The organism is Parafrankia sp. BMG5.11, assembly GCF_004337455.1.
This window is the reverse complement of the sequence record NZ_SJXI01000014.1, coordinates 401625-420296: the sequence shown is the minus strand read 5'-3', so window position 1 is coordinate 420296 and position 18672 is coordinate 401625. Positions and strand designations below refer to the sequence as shown.

The window sequence follows — 18672 nt, the reverse complement described above, 5'->3', positions numbered from 1 at the left end:
GATGACCGCGGCATGATCAGCACTGCGCTGGCCGCTAAGCCACCGCCAGTCCGCGGCAATCAGAGCCGCTTGGGCCGTTATACGCAACTGGCGTACCAGGCAGCGACAGCGTGGCCCGGCGCATCAGCAGTGCGTGCGTCAGTACTGCCCGTAAAGCGACGAGCGCGACAAAACCGCCTAGTAGGAGCGCGAGCGGCATGCTTGCGAGCGATGCGCCCCAGTCCCCGGCCCACTCATTGACGAGACCTTGCGAACCTTCTTCGGCGACGATCTGCGTGATCGGGACAAGCATCAGCAGACCGATCCCCTCGGTAAAGCTCGCCAAGATCATCAGAGCACCGATCGAGGCAATGGCTGGCCAGCCCACCGTGCCGATGAGGTACGAAAGCGCATCGGCGTCTCTCGATCGTGTCCCGCTATCCCGCATGCAGTTTGCGGCATAGCGGATGACGTGCGCCAGCGGAACGCCGTCCGAGACAGGATTGATCTGATAGCGCGAACGGGCGGCAACGGCGCCACCCCAGTCACCCCCAATCCCGCGATATGTGTTCCAAACTGAAGATCGCGGTTAGCGCTTATGGCGCTATACCAGTCCCGTATCGCCGGGCAGGTTCGCGCGATTGAGGTTGAACCGCTGTGGCCGGTGTTCATCAGCGGATCTTCTGCACTCGGATGCTGCACGATAAACTGGGATTTGGATAAGGCGCGTAGCAGTCATGCAACTGCCAATTTGGCCGTGAGAGTTTAGCTAGCGGCAGTTTGCTTAATTAGGGTCAAGCTTAGGGCTACCACGAGCGTTGAATTTAAAATGCTTACATTATAAGCATTTACGATGGGGGTTCGAATCCCTCCCGCTCCGCCACGCACCCCCAGCACTAGTCTCTGTTATCAGGGCGTCCGCGCAAAGCCGCGGAAGAGGCGGGTCTGCACAGCGCATTTCGTCAAGCGGGTCAGCGCTGGAGCCGTTCTCCGCAGGCAATTGCGCCGTTCAACTCGCCGCGTCTCTCCTCTGATCGCCAACGGTTCAGTTTCCCTGCAGAACAGGCAAGAACAGGGAAAAAAACGCACGGAAGCGCTCCGTTCTAGACTCAAGAGCCTTGAAAATGGGCCGACGCGACTGCAGTTTAGATGCTGTTTTCAGACACTAAGACGCGGCAGATGCCGTTTCCTGTTTAGAGTGAGGCCAGTCGTAACCTGCTTAAACAAATAAGCCGCTGACTAAATCAGAGGCTTTTGTTCAGCCGTCCCGTAGACTTAGGTGGACTGAAAGTGGCTTATCTGAGAAATCACTATTTCATACGAGTTTCGGGCGGAAAGGCTGCTTTGAGAAAATGAACGCGCTGGATTTTGCGAAGGACGTCTCGAAAATATGTCCGAGGCACCTTTCTTGGACTATAAGCAGTTTAAGCTGTTCGACGGACAAGGCAGCACTGGCTCTCAATGGCATGCCGGAGCTTCAACTGGTGGGCTAAAAGCACTGGGAATGCATGCCAGAATAAAACTGTCCGGGATTCGGCCGCCTGAGAGCGGATAAATCGCAGCGCAATGTGCTCAAAGGCGCCCATTTCTGAACAACTCAAAGCACGGCCTGGGAGCTCTCTATCTTTGTCAGTGCGGCTTTATACCCGCGAGCAGGGCAAGACGAACCGCATCAGCGACCGATTTAGCGCCCAGACTGCGCATGAGGCTACTGCGGTGAATTTCTACGGTTCGAATGCTGATGCCCATTGATTGAGCAGCGCCCTTGTTTGAAAGACCGGCTACAATCCCTTCCAGCAATTCACGTTCGCGACGCGTTAGAGAAGCCACCAATTGCGCCGCCTCAGCTTCTTCCGTATCCGCTGCGGCCATCGCTGGGAGGTTCTGGAACAGCGGTGTCAGCGCACCAATCAGCGCGTCATCGGTGAACGGCTTCTCAAGGAAGTCGGTAGCGCCCATTTTCATAGCGCGTACTGCAACGTCAATCTCCCCGTGTCCGGTAATCATCACGACCGGAAAACGCCGAATCCGGGTACCGATCAGTTCCATCACTTCCAACCCATCATTGCCTGGCATTCTAAGGTCGAGTAGAACACAACCGGGGACGAGATGGTCTAATTCAGCTAAAAAATCCTCGCCGGATGCAAAAGAGCGCGCGGCAAAACCGGCCGATGTCAGAAGAAAATACAGTGCGCGTCGCACCATGCTGTCATCATCAACGATGTAAACTTGTTGGACTGTTAATGAGTCCGCAGACTCTATGTCGTCAGTGACGTGAGCTTCTGTCACCGTCCTGCTAACGCTCGTCATCTAGGCAACCCTTTGTCTTATGCGGTAATGAAAACCGAAACTCAGATCCTGATTGGTCACTTTGCTCCAGCCAAATCCGCCCACCGTGGCTCTCGACGATGGTTCGGCAGATCGCAAGTCCCAGTCCCGTGCCGCCTTCCTTGGTGGAGTCCGTCCAGGTAAAAACGTTTTGAGCGGCTTCGACTGAGAGTCCTTGCCCCTGATCACTCACGGAAACAATCACCGCGTCCACGTCCACCTGGGCGTTGAGCGTAACGGTATTTGCCCGCGCGCCTTTTGCAGCACACGCATTCCTCAACAGGTTGATGACAACCTGCTGGATCTGCACACGATCAGCGATCACGCGGATTTCGTCCGAAATCGCCAACACGATGCTGGATGAATTACATTCACCACGTCTCACGAGACGCGCGGACTCGGCTAGGGCTTCAGTTAGATTGAAACACGTTTGAGAGGTCTCACCGCGCCGGGTCAAATCCCTGATGCTTCGAATAACGTCACCCGCGCGCTGGGCGGCGCCTTCTACCTCACTTAGCACATCTTTGAGATGCTCGAGCGGTGCAGTGCCGGCTTGCAATGATCTAAGACCCGCGCTTGCAAACATGGAGATAGCAGCAAGGGGCTGGTTGAGTTCATGAGCCAGCGTGGCCGCCATCATTCCCATGGTGTTTACACGAGAGACGTGTGCGATTTCTGATCGCAACAGCGCGAGTTGCTGTTCGGCAGTTTTCTCGGCAGTCACGTCTGAGCCTTCGGCAAAGAGACCCGTGACCTTCCCGGTATCATCCCTCACGGGCTGGTATACAAAGTCGATATAGCGGGTTTCGTAGGTTTCCTCACCACCATCAGGAGAAAGGCGAATTGGCATCGCCTCGCCAACGAACGGTTCCCCCGTCCGGTAGACGGTGTCTAGGATAGCTATGAAGCCTTGATCTCGAACTTCCGGAAGTACGTCCGCTACCGTTTGCCCGACGAAGTCAGAGCGCCCGACTAGCCGCTCGTAGGCGGGGTTTGCGAACGTGAAACGGTGTTCCGGCCCCTCGGTCGCCGCGATGAAACCAGGGGCCCGGGCATACAGCTCTTGAAGTTGATTACGCTGTTTAATCAGACGGTCGACCCGTCCGCTTACTTCTATAAACGCTAGCGTGTGATAGCGAACGTCGGCCAACTTATCCCCGATTGGGCTGAAAAACACAGAGGCCAGGTATTCTTCACCATTCGCGCGGCAGCATATCGCTTCGAGGGCTCCGTGCGCATTGCTGTCAAGCCCGGCTGAGATTGCCGACACGTCGCTCGCCCTTCCGCTGTTTCGGAGCAGAATGGAAAGGGGGTGACCCGCCAGTTCGCTAAAGCGATGCCCTGTTAAAGCCAGCAAGCTCTCGTTGGCGAACAGGATTGGGTGGCCGGGGCCCCGATCGGTCAGAACCATCGGCATCTTCATTGACTGAACTGCAGAGGCGAACGGGCCTAAAGTATGACGAAGCTCCTCAAGGCGCTGTCTGGAGGATCCGGGTAGAGCCATCACTTTGGGTGCTTCGTCGTCGATTGCGACATATCCTGCGCACCCCCTGGCAGCAAAGGCGCCCCCTGAGGGCTGTCGTTGGAGCTGGTGTATACTCGCCTTTGATGAAGTGCGCCACCTCGGGGGCGTCCTGACTCAGCGGCGGGACGTGGGAGTTTGACTATCGATTTGGGGCGCCCGCGAGAGTTCAGCCTCGATCAGCCCTCTAGTCATCTTGGCCCTGACGATCGCCGCGATCGGCGTGTCATTGTTGCCGTTCCGATGGCTTGCCTGGTTCGCGCACGGCCCGGAGCGGGTCGCGTCGCGGCTGGACCGGACCAGGCCAACAAGATCGCGCGGGTAATCGAAAGCTGTGCCGCTCGCTCCCCGTTGTGCGCAAAATGCTTCGAACAGGGGCTTGCCGCGGTCTGGCTACTGCGGCGTGCGAAGTATTCGGCGACCGTGCATTACGGTGTGGCCAGAATGGACGACAAGGTCGTTGCCCATGTCTGGGTTCTTTCGGGGGATCAGCCGGTCGTTGGGTGTACCAACCGCCACGCATTCGCGGAACTCGCGCGCTTCCCGACGACGTAATTCCAGACTTCGCCCGGCAGCCTGTCTCAATCGCGCGGTCGCGCTAACCTTGGTGTGGCTTGAAGTTCCCATCAGGCGGGAGCAGTTATTCGCGGTGCTTTCCCAGAAAACCCGTTACGCCATCCGGGCGATGCAGCATCTGACCGATCGGCACGGCCAGGGTCCGGTGCGGCTCAGCGAGATCGCGCAAGCACAAAACATCCCCGCTAATTTCCTGACCACGATCCTGTCAGAACTCTCCCGCCTGGGCATCGTCGCTTCGCAGCGCGGCAAAGACGGGGGCTATTGGCTCGCTGTGTCGCCGATCGACATCACGTATGGCGACTTGATCCGGGTCATGCGCGGTTCGCTCGCGCTGGTCCCTTGCGCCAGCCGGTTCGCGCACGAGAAGTGCCGCAACTGCGTCGAGGAGGGTGACTGCCGCACCCGGGCACTGATGCTCAAGGTGCGCGACCAGACCGCTGAAATTCTCGATGCCATCAGGCTGTCCGACAGGATCGAACCGGTGCCGGCGACCCTGGTGGACGAAGATTAGCTTGCTCCGGCTCATGCCGAATTTCTGCACGTATCGTCGCAAGATTATTGTCAACTAATTCGGTTGAGAATACGGGAGTTGCTTACGCGGCGTACCGCAATCCACGGAGAGACAGCATGGCTGCAGTTCCCGAGCGCTTCGATCCCGCCCTTCTTCCAGAGCATCTGCGCGTCGTGGCCGAGGCGCTCGAGCGGCTCAGCTATGGCGTGGTTCAACTCACCGTGCACGACGGCAAGCTCATGCAAGTGGACGTCACCGAGCGTCGCCGCTTCTTCTGAATCCTGTGCCGCCGACGGGCGGCGATAGACAATCGCACAGGCCAGACCGGACCTCCGGATGCGCCCTAGACAAGAACACCTCGCCGCTTTCGGTGAGGCATCGTTCGGGCCATCATGAGGAACACGATCTTGACAATTCGCAGCCTGTTGCTCGCCGGCGTTGCCGTGAGCATGCTTTCCACTCCGGCATTGGGGCAACAAACAGATGCCGTTGCAGCGACCGATCCGCAGCACGACCTTGCTGCCGCCTCAGGCGACGTCGGAGAGCCGCCATCCTCGGCCGGCACCGGCGCGCGTGACGAAGACGCGATCGTAGTGACCGCGACCCGCCGTTCGCAGCAGGCGCAGGACGTGCCGATTGCCGTTTCCGTCGTGGGCGGGGAGCACATCGACAGCACGGGCAGCTTCAACGTCGGCCGTCTGCAACAACTAACGCCGACCTTGCAATTCTACAGTTCCAATCCGCGCAACACGGCTGTCAACATCCGCGGCATCGGGGTGCCGTTCGGGCTGACCAACGACGGGATCGAGCAGGGCGTCGGCATCTATATCGACGACGTGTACAACTCGCGGGTCGCCTCGGCGACGTTCGACTTTCTCGATGTCGCGCAGATCGAGGTGCTGCGCGGCCCGCAAGGCACGCTCTACGGAAAGAACACCACTGCGGGCGCGATCAACATCACCACGCGCCAGCCCACGTTTGAATTCGAAGGACGCGCCGAGGTGTCGATCGGCAACCGCGGATTCCGGCAGGCGAAGGCAGCGGTCTCCGGTCCGTTGAGTGATACGGTCGCCGCGCGGCTGGCGATCTCGAGCACCGGGCGCGACGGAACAATCTATAACGTGACCTCGCAGCGACCGATCAACGAACAGGACAATCTGGGCCTGCGCGGGCAAATCCTCTGGCAGCCTTCGAGCTCGGTCGACGTGACGCTGGCCGGCGATTACAGCGAGCAGGATCCCGAATGCTGCGGCACGGTGTTCGTGCGGACCGGCGCAACCCAGCGGCCACTCGCGCGGCAGTTTGCCACACTGGCCGCGGCGCAGAACTATGCCCCCGTCAGCACCGATCCGTTTGACCGGCTGACCGACCTCGACGCCAGTCTGAATGCGGGCAACAAGCTTGGCGGCGTGTCGCTCCGCGCAAATTGGGACGTGGGTCCGGGTACGATAACCTCGGTTACGGCCTGGCGGTTCTGGGACTGGAAGCCTGAGAATGATCGGGACTTCACCGGGTTGCCGGTGACGACCGAATCGAACAATCCTTCCCAGCAGGATCAGTGGACGCAGGAATTCCGCTTTGCCGGGACTGTGGGCGATCTTGACTTCGTGCTCGGTGCGTTTGGCTTCAAGCAGAAGGTGCGCACCCAGGGCTTGCAGGAACAGGGCCCGGCGGCCAGCCGCTGGCTATTATCGGGAGCGCTGGCCAATGACCCGACCGTCCTTGATGGCCTGCGGGCGGAAAACGACATCCGGCTCGACAACGTCAGTGCGGCTCTGTTCGGGCGGGCCAGTTGGCATGTCACCGATTCACTGACGATCACGCCCGGCGTTCGGCTGAATTACGACAAGAAGGACGGACTTTACGATTCGGTCGTGACCAACGGCGCTGGCCAACTCGTGACTTTCGCCAGCAATGATCCACGGATCGTGGCGCAGCGCGGCGTGCTCGCGCCGCAGCGGTTCGAAGTTGCTTATCGCGACTGGAACGTTGGTTACGATCTGTCGGTTGCCTACGAACTCAACCCGGATGTGCTGGCGTATGCGACCTATGCGAAAACCTTCAAGTCGGGCGGCGTCAACCTGAACGGCGTTCCAGCGGACGCACAGGGGAACCCCATCCTGGCCGCCGGGACCGTCGATCCCGAAGCGGTCCGCCATTATGAGGCGGGGCTGAAAAGCCAGTTCTGGGACCGGCGGATTACCGCCAACCTTGCCGCGTTCCGCACCGACATCGGCAATTACCAGGCGCTCGTCACCAACGGACAGCTCGGCGTGCTGCGCGGCTATCTTGCCAGCGCGGAGGCGGTGCGCACCCAAGGCGCTGAAATCGACCTGTCGCTGCGGCCCAGCGAGCGGTTCAACCTGTACGTCAACGGCGCTTACACCGACGCGAAGTATCGTAAGTTCATCGATGCGCCTTGTCCGCCGGAGCTGTCCGGCGGCACGGTCGCCGGACCCGGACAGACACTCAGCCAACCCGGCACGCCCGGGGGCATCAGTCCGGCCAACTGCGATATCTCCGGTCAGCGCTTGCCGGGTGTTTCGAAATGGTCCTTCTCATTCGGGGGCGAGGCCAATCTGCCCGCCACGGTGCTGGGTCTGCCGGGCCAGGCTTACCTCGGTTATGACGGGAGCTTTCGAAGCGACTTCTCGTCCAACCCGACGCCGTCCGCCTACACCTGGGTCGACGGATATTCTCTGCACAACTTCCGCTTGGGCTTTCGCAGCGAGGAAGGGTTCAACCTGTTTGGATGGGTCCGCAACGCCTTTGGCGAACGCTATTTCGAACAGCTCCAGGTACCGAGCGGGAACACCGGGCTGATCGTCGGCAACCTGGGCGATCCGCGCACCTACGGCCTTACGATACAGACGCAGTTTTGACCTCTCGAGAGGAGATACGCACGTGCTTGAGTTATCCACCTGGACGCTTGCGGGGCTCTTGCCGTTCATCGCGATCGGCTTTGTCGCCCAGCTCATCGACGGCGCTCTCGGCATGGCGTTCGGGGTCATTTCCCAAACCCTGCTGGTGACGATCGGGGTACCGCCGGCGGCTGCTTCGGCCAGCGTCCATCTGGTCGAGGTGTTCACCACCGGCGCGTCCGGCGCGAGCCATATCTGGCATCGCAATGTGGATTGGGGATTGTTCAAGCGGCTGGTGCCGTTTGGCGTCGCCGGCGGGGTGCTGGGGGCATATCTGTTGTCGAACGTCGACGCGTCTGCGGCCCGGCCGTTCGTGATGGCGTACCTCGCCGCGATCGGGTTTTACCTGCTGTATCGCGCTTTCAGGATGAACCTTGAGCCCGTGTTCGCGGATCCCAAGACGACGCGCCCGCTTGCCTTGGTCGGCGGGTTCCTCGACGCGGCCGGAGGTGGTGGCTGGGGACCCGTGGTGACATCCAACCTGCTGATCCAGGGAGGCGAGCCGCGCCGGATCATCGGCACGGTTAACTCTGCCGAGTTCCTGCTCGCGCTGACGGTATCGATCACCTTCCTGCTGACGATCGGATTGGAAGCGTTCACCATCGCGGCGGTGGGACTGATCCTGGGCGGGGTCGCAGCGGCCCCCTTCGGAGCAATCTTCGCCAAGCGGATCAGGCCGCAGTTGCTGCTGTTCGCGGTGTCGATCGTGCTTATCGCCACCAGTGTCTACAGCATCGCAAAGGCATGGCCCATTTTCTGATGGGGCGGCCACGAATGTCTTTTGACGGCGCAGGCGCAAGTCCGTATCTGCATCGGACCGGGACCAAGCAACCTCCCGGACAGGCCCTGGGCCCAAGCGTTGCCTTCACGTCCCTGCACATGCGGGGTCAGAAGGTATGACGAGCATGGGCACGATAGCGCCGAACCATCCCACCCTGAGAGAGCTTACCCGCGTGTCCGCGCGCATCGGTTGCCTGTCCTTTGGCGGACCAGCGGGACAAATCGCCCTGATGCACCGCGAGATCGTGGAAGAGCGGCAGTGGGTCGACGAGGAAGAGTATCTGCAGGCGCTCAACCTGTGTCACCTGCTCCCCGGGCCGGAAGCGCAGCAACTCGCCACCTGGATCGGCTGGAAGTTCCACGGGTGGAAGGGCGGGGCGATCGCGGGCATCCTGTTCGTGATCCCAGGCGCGCTGGTCATGCTTGCGCTGTCGATCCTCTATGCGCTTGCTGCCGACCTCGATTGGTTCGCCGCGATCTTCCTGGGCATCAAGGCGGCGGTTTTGGCGATCATCGCCCAGGCCCTTCTGCGCATTGCCGGGCGGGCTCTCAAGACGAGGGCGCAGCGTGTCCTCGCGGTGTCTGCGTTCACCGCCCTGTTCCTGTTCAATGCACCGTTCCCCGCAGTGGTGCTGGGCGCCCTGGCGGTGGGTGCGCTGATTGGGCGCTCACGTCCGGATCTTCTGGCGCTCAAGCCCGCACCGTGTTCCGAAACGCCTGAGGCCGCTCCCTGGGGGGCGACGATCAAGGCGGTGCTGGTATGGCTGGCGATCTGGGCGGCGCCCATGGCCGCCGTGTTGGCGTACCTTGGTCCGGACCACGTGATGTGGGACATCGGGGTGTTCTTCTCCAAACTGGCGGTGGTCACGTTCGGCGGCGCTTACGCGGTGTTGGCCTACATGGCGCAGGAGGCGGTGACCGGTCTCGGCTGGCTGAGCGGGGGCGAGATGGCCGACGGGCTGGGGCTTGCCGAGACGACGCCCGGTCCCCTGATCATGGTCACGCAGTTCGTGGGTTTCCTCGCAGCGTTCCGCGCACCCGAACCCTTCAGCCCGATCATGGCGGGAACACTCGCAGCAGGTCTGACCACGTGGGTCACTTTTGCGCCATGCTTCCTGTGGATTTTCGCCATGGCGCCCTGGATGGACCGAATGCAGCGGGCACCGGCGCTGAAAGGAGGGCTTGCCGCGGTCACGGCTGCCGTGGTGGGCGTCATCGCGAACCTTGGCGTGTGGTTCGCCTTGCACGTCATCTTCGCCCGTGTGTTCAGGGTTACCGAGGGACCGCTTCGGATCAACGTTCCGGACCTCACGACGTTCGACTGGCGCGCCTCCCTGCTTGCCATCGGAGCGCTTGTGGTCGTCTTCAGATTCAACTGGAGTATCCCCCAAACCCTGCTCGCAGCGGCGCTGGGCGGAATGTTGCTGTCGGGCACAGTTTTCTAAACACCGGGGACGAAGGGGCAGCGTTGGCGGTCGGGTTAGTCCGAGCATTTCTCTGGCTGGGAGCTGAAAATCCGGGTGCCGCTTCACGCGGGCGCTTTGCTTCCGGCGGAGCCAGAATGGCCTTGATCGGACCGACTGTGTTGTCGATATATAACACATGGAACAGGTTCTTCCCGACGTTCGCGGCCAAAACGATCAAGATGTCGCGGCCGATGGCTCGCTTACCGCGCTGCACACCCATCACCTGAAGGTCCTCCGTCTCCAGACTGCGCTTGCGGTAGCGCCGGCCATCGTCGGAGCAATCGTGCTGGAGACAACGGGTCTATTGCCGCGCGGGGTAGGTCTGATTGGAGTGCTCATGGTGGCGACCGTGCTGATTGCGCGGGTGCCACTCCGACGGTTCCGTGCGACCGGCTACTCGGTCGAGGGCAATCGCCTGCGGATCGTGCGCGGGCTCTGGGTGCGGAGCGACACCACCGTCCCGTTTGGCCGGGTTCAGCATATCGACGTCCGGCAAGGCCCGCTCGAGCGCCTTTTTGGCCTTGCCACGCTGACGGTCCACACCGCGGGGACCCACAACGCCTCGGTCCACCTGCCGGGCCTCGGTCACGACGACGCGGCTGCCATGCGCCAGGCGATCCGCGCGAATATCGAGCGCGAGACGCGGTGACCGGCACAGCCGCCGGATTCGCTGCGCCCCGAAGAACCGCGCCGGTCGGGATCGTACTGTCGGCGATTTCCGGGTTGCGGAATTCGCTCGCCGGCCTCGCGGCGCTCCTGTTCGTCATGCGGGACGAGACGACGATCCTATGGATCGGCATCGCCGCCATTCTCGCGTTGCTGGCTCTGACCATCGGAACAGCCGCTCTCAAATGGCGGCGCCTGACCTTCACGGTCGGGGACGATGACCTGCGGGTGGATAGCGGGCTGCTGTCACGCGCATCCCGGGCAGTTCCTTACACCCGCATTCACGACATCAATCTCGAACAAGGGCCATTGGCGCGGGTGTTGGGCCTGGTGAAGGTCACGTTCGACACGGGCACCGGCGGCCATGAGGATGTGTCGCTTGCCTACCTCAAGGCCGGTGACGGAGAGGCTCTTCGCAAGGTCATCCGCGCGCGCAAGGATCCGCAAGCGCCACCTGGTCCCGTCGGCGGGGCAGCTCCCGCAGCGCCGCCCGAGCATTCCACGGTCCTTTTCACGATGGGCCCGCGCCGGATTCTGATCTTCGGCCTGTTTGAATTCTCGCTGGCGGCCATCGCGGTGCTGTTCGGCGTCACGCAACAGTTCGATTTCCTGCTGCCGTTCGACATGTGGGACTGGCGCGGTTGGCAAGAGCGGGTGGCCGAGGAAAGCGCTTGGTTATCGGGGTTGGGCCGAACGCTTCAGGTGGTCGCCGCGATGCTCGCCCTCCTGTCGCTCGTCATCGTCGGTTTCATGACCGGCCTCACGCGCACGTTGCTGCGTGAGTGGGGTTTTCTACTCGAACACACCGAGCGCGGCTTGCGGCGACGGCGCGGGCTGCTGACGCGGACCGATGTGGTCATGCCAACACACCGGGTGCAGGCCATGCGGCTCAGCACCGGCATCCTGCGCCGCCGGTTCGGGTGGCATGCGCTGACGTTCCTCAGCCTGGCGCAAGATGCTGGCTCCGAGAGCCACGTCGTGGCCCCGTTCGGACGGCTCGAGGAGCTTTGGCGCATCGCCCGGATTGCCGGTTTTACTAAGCCTGATGAAGCGACACGCTGGGAGCATCAGTCTCCACTTTATCGGCGCGACGGCATGGTGCTGGCAGCCGCGCTAGCCCCCGCCGGCATGGCGTGGGCGCTCGCGGTGGGCATCCCGCTTCTGGGTGTGGCAGCGGTCGCCCTTAGCACAGCTCTCTTAGGAGAACGCTGGTTAAGCTGGCGGCACAGCGGTTATGCCATGGACCGGCGCCAGATAATGGCGCGACGAGGCTGGCTCGCGCCCCGACTAACGATCGCACCACGTGCAAAGCTGCAATCGTTTGAATTTCGCCAGGGACCGCTAGGGCGCCTGCACGGTTATGGCACCGTTCACCTGGGTGTAGCCGGGGGGACCATGTCTATCGCGGGCGTCTCCAGGGATCGCGTCGACACTCTGCGACGCGCGGTTCTGGAGAGCGCCGGCGAGAGCGATTTCTCTCAGCTCAATCAAGCATAGCCAACACGGGAGCTCTCACGTCCCACGCGTAGCCGCTCGTTCGTTCCCGATCGAAGACGGGACGCGCGTGTAATGAACCGCGTTTAGCGCGTGCGGCCGTACGATCATCTGACGATACGAGGGACGCCTTTCTGGCCAAGTGCGCAGGTCAGGTTCTCGTTCCACCCGGCCAGCTTCGCAGCCGCATCATACGTCGAGTGCAGAAAATCCAGCAATGCGGCCCCGGGGTTCGGCGCGGAACAAACCACTTCGTAAGGCAAGATGAACTCGCCCAGATCCTGATCGTATCGTGCGCCTCCAGGTTTCACCGGCTGGCCCGAAAAGCCGGCGGGCGAGGGGTAGGCGTAGGAATAGAAGCACGGTTCGTCGATACCTCCCCCGCCGGGCCAGAAGCCGGCGGAGCTGACCTCGTGGCTGTAGGCTTCCTGCGTCACCGTATCGGGTAGGTTGGGTATGCCGCCGGGGTGCAACGGCGCGGCCCGGCCGGAAAAGCGTGTCACGGCCAGATCAAAGCTTCCCCAGAACAAGTGGACCGGGCTGACCTTGCCGAGAAAACCCGTGCGGAATTCGCTGAAGACCGCATCGATCCGCACCAGCGCGCGGTGGAACCTGGAGACCGCCTCGGCATCCCATGGCCTAGCGGCGGTGTCATCGGCGAACGGAATGACCTCCGGCAGTTCATTCGGGCAGCCGTGATACCCGGGCGAGCCGCCAAGTGTGCTGATGGCCGTTTTGAACCTTGAATCGAACTCGGCGACCGTCATGGGCTCCAGCGTAAATGCCCTGCTTTTTCCGGTCGCACAGGAGGCGATGAGCCGCTGGCGCTGAAGATCGAACTGGACGGTAACGCCCGGACCGTCAGCGATCAGCCCGGTCGTCAATCCGTCAGCATTGACGTAGAGGGTCGCGTGCCAGGAATGATTGACCCACGGCGTGTGAGCGAGCCGATACTTGCCGACGATCTGCGCATAAAAGTGCAAAGCTGCACAGGTGTCCTTCCAGGGTTCGAAGGGGAGGGAGGGCCACTCATCGGAGTCGGTCAATGTGCTGCTCTTCGGCTCTTTCCGGTGAATGCGACCACCTTGGCAGCGCTCGCATGAGACGGTGGCCTTCTGGCCGGTAACTTAATGATAGTCCCGGTGCTCGTTCTAACGCGTGCATTCGTGACACACAAAGTCCCGATCAATCCCGCGTCCAGCCAGACAGGAGGGATGCCGCTTGACTTCGTTCTCTCAATAGCATGAATTCGCGACAACGGTGTCCGCGGTTACGTGAGAACGCCGGTAAATGGGAGAGATCGATGACCAAATGGACTCTACGTCACTCGTGCGCCTGTGCGGGGATTTGCATCGCTACGTTGGCGCAGCCGGTACTGGCCCAGGTCGGCACTCAGGACAGCGGTGAAACCCGCCCGGCTGCCACTCCCGAGATTTCGCAGTCCACTCCGGCAAACGATCCGATCACCGAAGAGCAGACGGGTCGCGAGATTGTCGTCACCGGCACGCTGATCCGTGGGTCCAGTGAACAGGCGCCGGTGCCGATCGATGTCATCAGCAGCGAAGAGCTTGCCAAGCAAGGTTCGCCGAGCGTGATCGATCTGCTCAAGAATCTGCCCACATCCAACGGCATCATCGGCGACGCCAACCAGTTCGACGCGCGCGCGCAGGGCAACGAGGGCGTGGCTTCGGTCAACCTGCGCGGCCTCGGTCCGCAGCGCACCCTGGTCCTGTTGAACGGCAAGCGCATCGTCCAGTCGGGCGGCAGCGGCATTCCCATCGTCGACGTCAATCTGATCCCGGCCGCGGCGATTGGCCGGATCGAGGTACTGAAGGACGGCGCTGCCGCTACCTACGGGTCCGATGCAATCGGCGGCGTGGTCAACTTCATCACAAAGACCAATCAGGACGGGTTCCTGGTGTCGGGCGACTATCGTTATATCAAGGGGTCGAAGGGCGACTATGGCGGCGCCATCAGCTACGGCACGGAAGTCGATGGCCTGCGTCTGTTCCTGTCGGCGGGCTACCAGCGCCGTTCGGAGCTGGAGACCAACGACCGCGATTTCGTGATCCAGCCGTACCCGGTGAATCCGCAAGGCGGTTACACCGGCGGTGGCAATCCCGGCAACTTTGACTTCAACAGCACCGGGGTGCCGTTCATCGATCCGGTCAGCGGCCGAAACTTCGGCAATGCGAACTTCATCCGCGACCTGGGTTGCGAGGATCTGGGCGGCTTCCGGAGCCTGCCCGGCTCGTTCACGCCGACGGCAACCCCGACAGGGGTGGTAAATGTACCCACCGACCGCTGCTTCAACCAGTACGGACTGTTCGGCAATCTGGTCGAGCCGGAAGAGCGCTTCCAGATCTTCGCCGATCTGGAATTCGATGTCGGTGAAAGCAGCACGCTGCGCTTCAACGCGCTGTGGGGCCACTCCGAAACCCAGATCACCACTTCGCCGACGTATCTCCCCACGCTGCCGCCATCGGCTTATGCCGCCAACGGCCTGACTGCCGTGCCGGCCGGCACTCTGACGCCTGCCCAGGCCGCCGGTCTCGGTGTATTCGTGATCCCGACCTATGCCCCCGCGTTGCGCGATTATTGCGCCACTTACGGAGCGGCGGCCGGCTGCTTGACCAGTGCCACGGGTGCGCCGCTCGCACCGGCGATCGCGTTTCCGGTGCTGTTCCGCCCGGCGCTGCTCGGCGGAAATCCTCTGGGCCAGAATGATCGCGGCTCCGCAATCTCGCCGCGCAGGTCGGATCAGGTGATGGTCAGCGCGGAATTCCGCACCCGGCTGAGCGATCGCTTCGACCTGACCACCACTGCCACCTACAGCGAATATGACCGCTTCTTCGGCGGTACCGACACCTTCGGCGACCTCTTGCAGAACGCGCTGGCAGGCTTCGGCGGGCCCAATTGCGCCTATGCGTCCGCTCAGTCGCGGGTCGGTCTGACCGCGGCGCAGCAGGCGGCGCTCGCCGGCACTAACGGGTGTACGTTCTTCAATCCGTTCTCGACCGCGGTGCAGGGCAACCCGGTCACCGGGGACGTCAATCCCAACTACGCCGGCGCTCGCCCGACCAACGGGTTGTCCACGACTCCGGGCGCGGGCCTGATCAATGACGTCGCCACGTTCGACAACTTCTTCCAGAGCACCGGCACGCGCGCGGTGACCCGTCTGTTCGTGGCAGATGCGGTTCTGTCGGGGCAGAGCGGCATCACGCTGCCCGGCGGCGAGATCGGGTTCGCGATCGGCGCGCAGTACCGGAAAAACTGGTACAGCCGCGACTACAACGCGGTCAGCAACCTCGACTTTTTCCCTTGCCCGGGCTCGCCGCTCGATCCCAACGCGGTGTGCGCGCAGGAGACCGGAGCCTTGGGCTTCCTTGGCACCAACCGGCCCGGCCGTTCGACCGGCGACGTCAAGGCAGCCTTTGCCGAACTTCAGCTGCCGATCTTCGACCGGCTGCAGCTGCAGTTGGCCGCCCGGTTCGAGGATTACGGCGGCAACGTCGGATCGACCTTCGATCCGCAGGCGCGCGCCAAGTTTGAGCTGACCGATTGGCTGGCCATTCGCGGCGGCATTGGTACCACGTTCCGTGGACCGCCGGCGCAGCAGCTGGGCGGCAACCTCACCTCGCTGCAGATCATCGGTTCGTCGTTCCGCGCGGTCGACGTGGGCGGCAATCCGAACCTGACCCCCGAATCCGCAACCACCTACAACGCAGGCGTGCTGATCGACACTGATCGGTTCAACGCCAGCGTCGATTATTTCCGTTACGATGTGAAGGATCAGATCGAAGGCGAGCCGGTGCAGGGTATCCTTAGTGCCCTGTTCGGAACGACGGGTGCCGACAACTGCAACAACCCTGCCTACGCGGCGTTGCGCGATCGTTTCACCTTCACCGGCCAAGGTTGTGGAATTGGCTTCGTGCAGCGCCTGCGGACGCAGATCGTCAACAGCGCGGGTCTGCGGACCTCGGGCATCGATTTCCAGGCGTCCTACAACCTTCCCTTCGGCGGTGACGGGGCCGTTACCGCGGGCGTCGCAGGCACCTATGTGATCGAATACAAGACCAACGACGTGTTTGTTGAAGGCATCTTGGTGCAGCCAGCTTTCGACGCGGTGGGTCTGCTGAATTATCAAACGACTGCCTATCCCCTGCCTGAGTGGAAGGGCAACGCCTACCTCCAGGGCGACTTCGGCAATCACTCGCTGCGGCTGCAGGTGAACTACATCGACGGTTACACCGACCAACGCGGCGCTTCGATCTTCGGTCCGAATACCGGCGCACTTGCGGGAGCTTCGGTCACCACCGGCAAGGAGATCGGCGCGTTCACCACGGTCGATGCGACATACCGGCTCGTCCTGCCCACTCGGACGACTATCGCGGTGGCCCTGCAGAACATTCTGGACGAGGAACCGCCGTTCGCTCGCCTTGATCAGAACTACGACCCGTTCACCGCGAGCCCGCTCGGCTTCACTGCCAAGATCTCGGTGTCTCAAGGGTTCTAGGTCGTATCCAGTCTGCCTGGTCTCGGCCGATTGGCCAAAGGGGCCAGGTGGTAGGATCCATTGCATACGGAGGGCTCTGCCAATGGCGGGGCCCTCTGCATTTCTGGGGCACCATGGAAACGTAATAGGCGGGTCCGGTTCGGCGAGGCCGGCCACCAGTGAGTGGAATGCGTTAGCCCCGTCCTGTTGGCAAAGCACGTATTGCGACAGATGGGCTTTACCTCTGATGCGAATTCTCAGAGGATGCCGCCAACGACATAAATCTGCGATGCCGGGGCAGGGTCCAATTCACGATCGGCATCGACGGAACTGCTTGGGAAGATAGATGGCCGAAACGACCATAAACGCGCCGGCGAATGCGGTTCCCGCGTCTGAAGGTTTCGGCTCGGCAAGCTATCGCGCTTACGTGCTCAGCGCGTTGCTCATCGTCTACATTTTCAACTTCATCGATCGCACGATCGTCAACATCCTGACTGAACCGATCAAGCTCACCTTCGGTCTGGAAGACTGGCAGATGGGTTTGCTCGGCGGTCCGGCTTTCGCGGTGTTGTACACCTTCATCGGCATCCCGATCGCGCGCGGCGCGGAGCGGTACAATCGCGTGGTCATCATCGCGCTCGCGACCGCCGTCTGGAGCCTGTTCACCGCGCTGTGCGGCTTTGCCATGTCGTTCACGATGTTGTTCCTGTTCAGGGTCGGGGTCAGCATCGGTGAAGCAGGATGCACGCCGCCCGCTCAATCGCTGATCGCGGATTACTTCAAGCCGTCCAGCCGCGCGACCGCCGTGTCGGTCTATGCCCTCGGTGTGCCGCTGGGGGGCATGCTCGCATCCATCTTCGGCGGTCAGCTGGCAGGCCTCGAAGGCGCGCAGTTTGGCGCCTGGATCAATTCGGTCGGCTTGGGATTTCTGTTCGGCGATCTCGATTGGTCGCAGGTGGAAGGCTGGCGCATCGCATTCGTGGTGGTCGGCCTGCCGGGGCTGCTCATATCGCTGATCGTCTGGCGCACCATCAAGGAGCCGCCCCGAGGCTATACCGATCCGGCCGCGCTACAGGGTCTGGAAAAAAGCAGCTTCAAGGACGCCCTGGCCGTTCTCAGCAAGAAGCCTGCTTACCGCCATGTGGTGTTCGGCGCGACGCTCGCCTCGTTCGTGGGGTATGGCGTCGGGCAGTTCACCACGTCGTTCCTGCTCCGCACGCATGGCTTGTCGATCCAGGAAGCGTCTCTGCTCTACGGCATCGTTCTGGGCATCATGGCTGCGATTGGCGTGTTCGCGTCCGGCTGGCTGGCTGACAAAATGGCCAAACGGCATCCCAATTCGCTGTCGTGGCTACCGGCCGTTGGCATGGCTGCTTCGGTCCCGCTTTATGCTTTCGGCTTCCTGATGGAGAACCTGTGGCTGGCGGTCCCGGCGTTGATGATCGCCGCCATGATCCACTATTTCTACCTGGGGCCGATGTATGCGGTATCGGGCGGGGTGGTCGACAGCCGAATGCGCGCCACCTCGGTCGCGATCACGTTGTTCGTGGTGAATTTGCTCGGCTATGGTCTGGGACCGCCGTTGATCGGCGTGTTGTCCACTTTCCTGAAGACGGTGTTCCTCGATGGCGCGGGCCTTGGCCTGACCCTGGAGGCGTGCAAGCCGCTACTTTCCATGTCGGCGGACGCCAAGGCACTGCTCGGCGGGGCGGAGCTGCAAGCGGCCAATGCCTGCGCCAGCGCCGAGGCGCGCGGTTTGCAGTGGTCGATCGTCATCTTCTGTGGCGGTTATGGCTGGGCTGCGCTGCATTACCTCCTCGCGGGTCGCACATTGCAGCGTGACATGGTTGCCTATTCCGCGAGCTGACGTCCTCTAGCGGTACGGCCTTCGGTGGCGAGTTCTCGCCCAGCAGCTGGGGGGTGGGCGAGCG

Annotated in this window: 14 protein-coding genes; 10 read left to right on the top strand and 4 right to left on the bottom strand. The window is 62.0% G+C overall.

The genetic code is table 11. The features are described from left to right. Positions 1 to 34: 34 nt before the first annotated feature. From E0504_RS10670 to E0504_RS10660, 3 genes are all read right to left on the bottom strand, one after another. Positions 35 to 331 carry a hypothetical protein gene (locus E0504_RS10670; RefSeq protein WP_131623797.1) on the bottom strand — a complete coding sequence of 99 codons (297 nt, stop codon included), beginning with the start codon at positions 329 to 331 and terminating at the stop codon, positions 35 to 37. Between the two features lie 1277 nt (positions 332 to 1608). Further along, positions 1609 to 2289: a response regulator transcription factor gene (locus E0504_RS10665; protein ID WP_131623795.1), complete on the bottom strand. Its 681-nt coding sequence runs from the start codon at positions 2287 to 2289 to the stop codon at positions 1609 to 1611. Beyond that, complete coding sequence (locus E0504_RS10660; protein WP_165938472.1) at positions 2276 to 3718, bottom strand: ATP-binding protein; 1443 nt, start codon at positions 3716 to 3718, stop codon at positions 2276 to 2278. Before E0504_RS10660 ends, E0504_RS10665 begins: the two co-directional genes overlap by 14 nt. 354 nt (positions 3719 to 4072) lie before the next feature. Here E0504_RS10660 and E0504_RS54120 point away from each other — a divergent pair, with 354 nt between their 5' ends. The 8 genes from E0504_RS54120 to E0504_RS10620 all read left to right on the top strand — a co-directional run bounded on the left by E0504_RS54120 (position 4073) and on the right by E0504_RS10620 (position 12249). After that, positions 4073 to 4384, top strand: coding sequence for a lasso peptide biosynthesis B2 protein (locus E0504_RS54120; protein ID WP_373693887.1), 312 nt, complete (start codon positions 4073 to 4075; stop codon positions 4382 to 4384). 94 nt (positions 4385 to 4478) lie between these two features. Then, the gene (locus E0504_RS10650; RefSeq protein ID WP_131623789.1) at positions 4479 to 4919 is read left to right on the top strand and encodes an Rrf2 family transcriptional regulator; all 441 of its coding nucleotides are present in this window, start codon (positions 4479 to 4481) and stop codon (positions 4917 to 4919) included. A 116-nt stretch (positions 4920 to 5035) separates the two neighbouring features. Next, positions 5036 to 5197, top strand: a complete 162-nt coding sequence (locus E0504_RS10645) for a YezD family protein (RefSeq protein ID WP_131623787.1) — start codon at positions 5036 to 5038, stop codon at positions 5195 to 5197. A 129-nt stretch (positions 5198 to 5326) separates the two neighbouring features. Continuing rightward, positions 5327 to 7801: a TonB-dependent receptor gene (locus E0504_RS10640; protein WP_207912453.1), complete on the top strand. Its 2475-nt coding sequence runs from the start codon at positions 5327 to 5329 to the stop codon at positions 7799 to 7801. A 22-nt stretch (positions 7802 to 7823) separates the two neighbouring features. Next, positions 7824 to 8600, top strand: coding sequence for a sulfite exporter TauE/SafE family protein (locus tag E0504_RS10635; RefSeq protein ID WP_131623785.1), 777 nt, complete (start codon positions 7824 to 7826; stop codon positions 8598 to 8600). A gap of 145 nt (positions 8601 to 8745) precedes the next feature. Then, positions 8746 to 10065, top strand: coding sequence for a chromate efflux transporter (chrA, locus tag E0504_RS10630; RefSeq protein WP_131623783.1), 1320 nt, complete (start codon positions 8746 to 8748; stop codon positions 10063 to 10065). Between the two features lie 157 nt (positions 10066 to 10222). After that, complete coding sequence (locus tag E0504_RS10625) at positions 10223 to 10735, top strand: PH domain-containing protein (RefSeq protein ID WP_131623781.1); 513 nt, start codon at positions 10223 to 10225, stop codon at positions 10733 to 10735. Further along, a complete protein-coding gene (locus E0504_RS10620) occupies positions 10732 to 12249 on the top strand; it encodes a PH domain-containing protein (RefSeq protein WP_131623779.1) in 1518 nt (505 codons plus the stop codon). The genes E0504_RS10625 and E0504_RS10620 overlap by 4 nt, the downstream gene beginning before the upstream one ends. Before the next feature lie 104 nt (positions 12250 to 12353). On the opposite strand, the gene E0504_RS10615 is transcribed toward E0504_RS10620, so the two are convergent. Then, the gene (locus E0504_RS10615) at positions 12354 to 13292 is read right to left on the bottom strand and encodes a DUF5996 family protein (protein WP_131623777.1); all 939 of its coding nucleotides are present in this window, start codon (positions 13290 to 13292) and stop codon (positions 12354 to 12356) included. A 257-nt stretch (positions 13293 to 13549) separates the two neighbouring features. Between E0504_RS10615 and E0504_RS10610 the strand changes: the two genes are divergently transcribed. After that, a complete protein-coding gene (locus tag E0504_RS10610; protein WP_165938470.1) occupies positions 13550 to 16762 on the top strand; it encodes a TonB-dependent receptor domain-containing protein in 3213 nt (1070 codons plus the stop codon). Positions 16763 to 17087: 325 nt separating this feature from the next. Next, positions 17088 to 18608, top strand: a complete 1521-nt coding sequence (locus E0504_RS10605) for an MFS transporter (protein WP_131623773.1) — start codon at positions 17088 to 17090, stop codon at positions 18606 to 18608. Positions 18609 to 18672: the final 64 nt, after the last annotated feature.

Bases quoted from the DNA above. Each gene is read 5' to 3' on its own strand.
- E0504_RS10665 (WP_131623795.1), bottom strand. From the start codon at position 2,289: ATGACGAGCGTTAGCAGGACGGTGACAGAAGCTCACGTCACTGACGAC.
- E0504_RS10645 (WP_131623787.1), top strand. From the start codon at position 5,036: ATGGCTGCAGTTCCCGAGCGCTTCGATCCCGCCCTTCTTCCAGAGCAT.
- chrA (WP_131623783.1), top strand. From the start codon at position 8,746: ATGGGCACGATAGCGCCGAACCATCCCACCCTGAGAGAGCTTACCCGC.
- E0504_RS10605 (WP_131623773.1), top strand. From the start codon at position 17,088: ATGGCCGAAACGACCATAAACGCGCCGGCGAATGCGGTTCCCGCGTCT.
- E0504_RS10660 (WP_165938472.1), bottom strand. From the start codon at position 3,718: ATGGTTCTGACCGATCGGGGCCCCGGCCACCCAATCCTGTTCGCCAAC.
- E0504_RS10670 (WP_131623797.1), bottom strand. From the start codon at position 331: ATGATCTTGGCGAGCTTTACCGAGGGGATCGGTCTGCTGATGCTTGTC.
- E0504_RS10610 (WP_165938470.1), top strand. From the start codon at position 13,550: ATGACCAAATGGACTCTACGTCACTCGTGCGCCTGTGCGGGGATTTGC.
- E0504_RS54120 (WP_373693887.1), top strand. From the start codon at position 4,073: ATGGCTTGCCTGGTTCGCGCACGGCCCGGAGCGGGTCGCGTCGCGGCT.
- E0504_RS10625 (WP_131623781.1), top strand. From the start codon at position 10,223: ATGGAACAGGTTCTTCCCGACGTTCGCGGCCAAAACGATCAAGATGTC.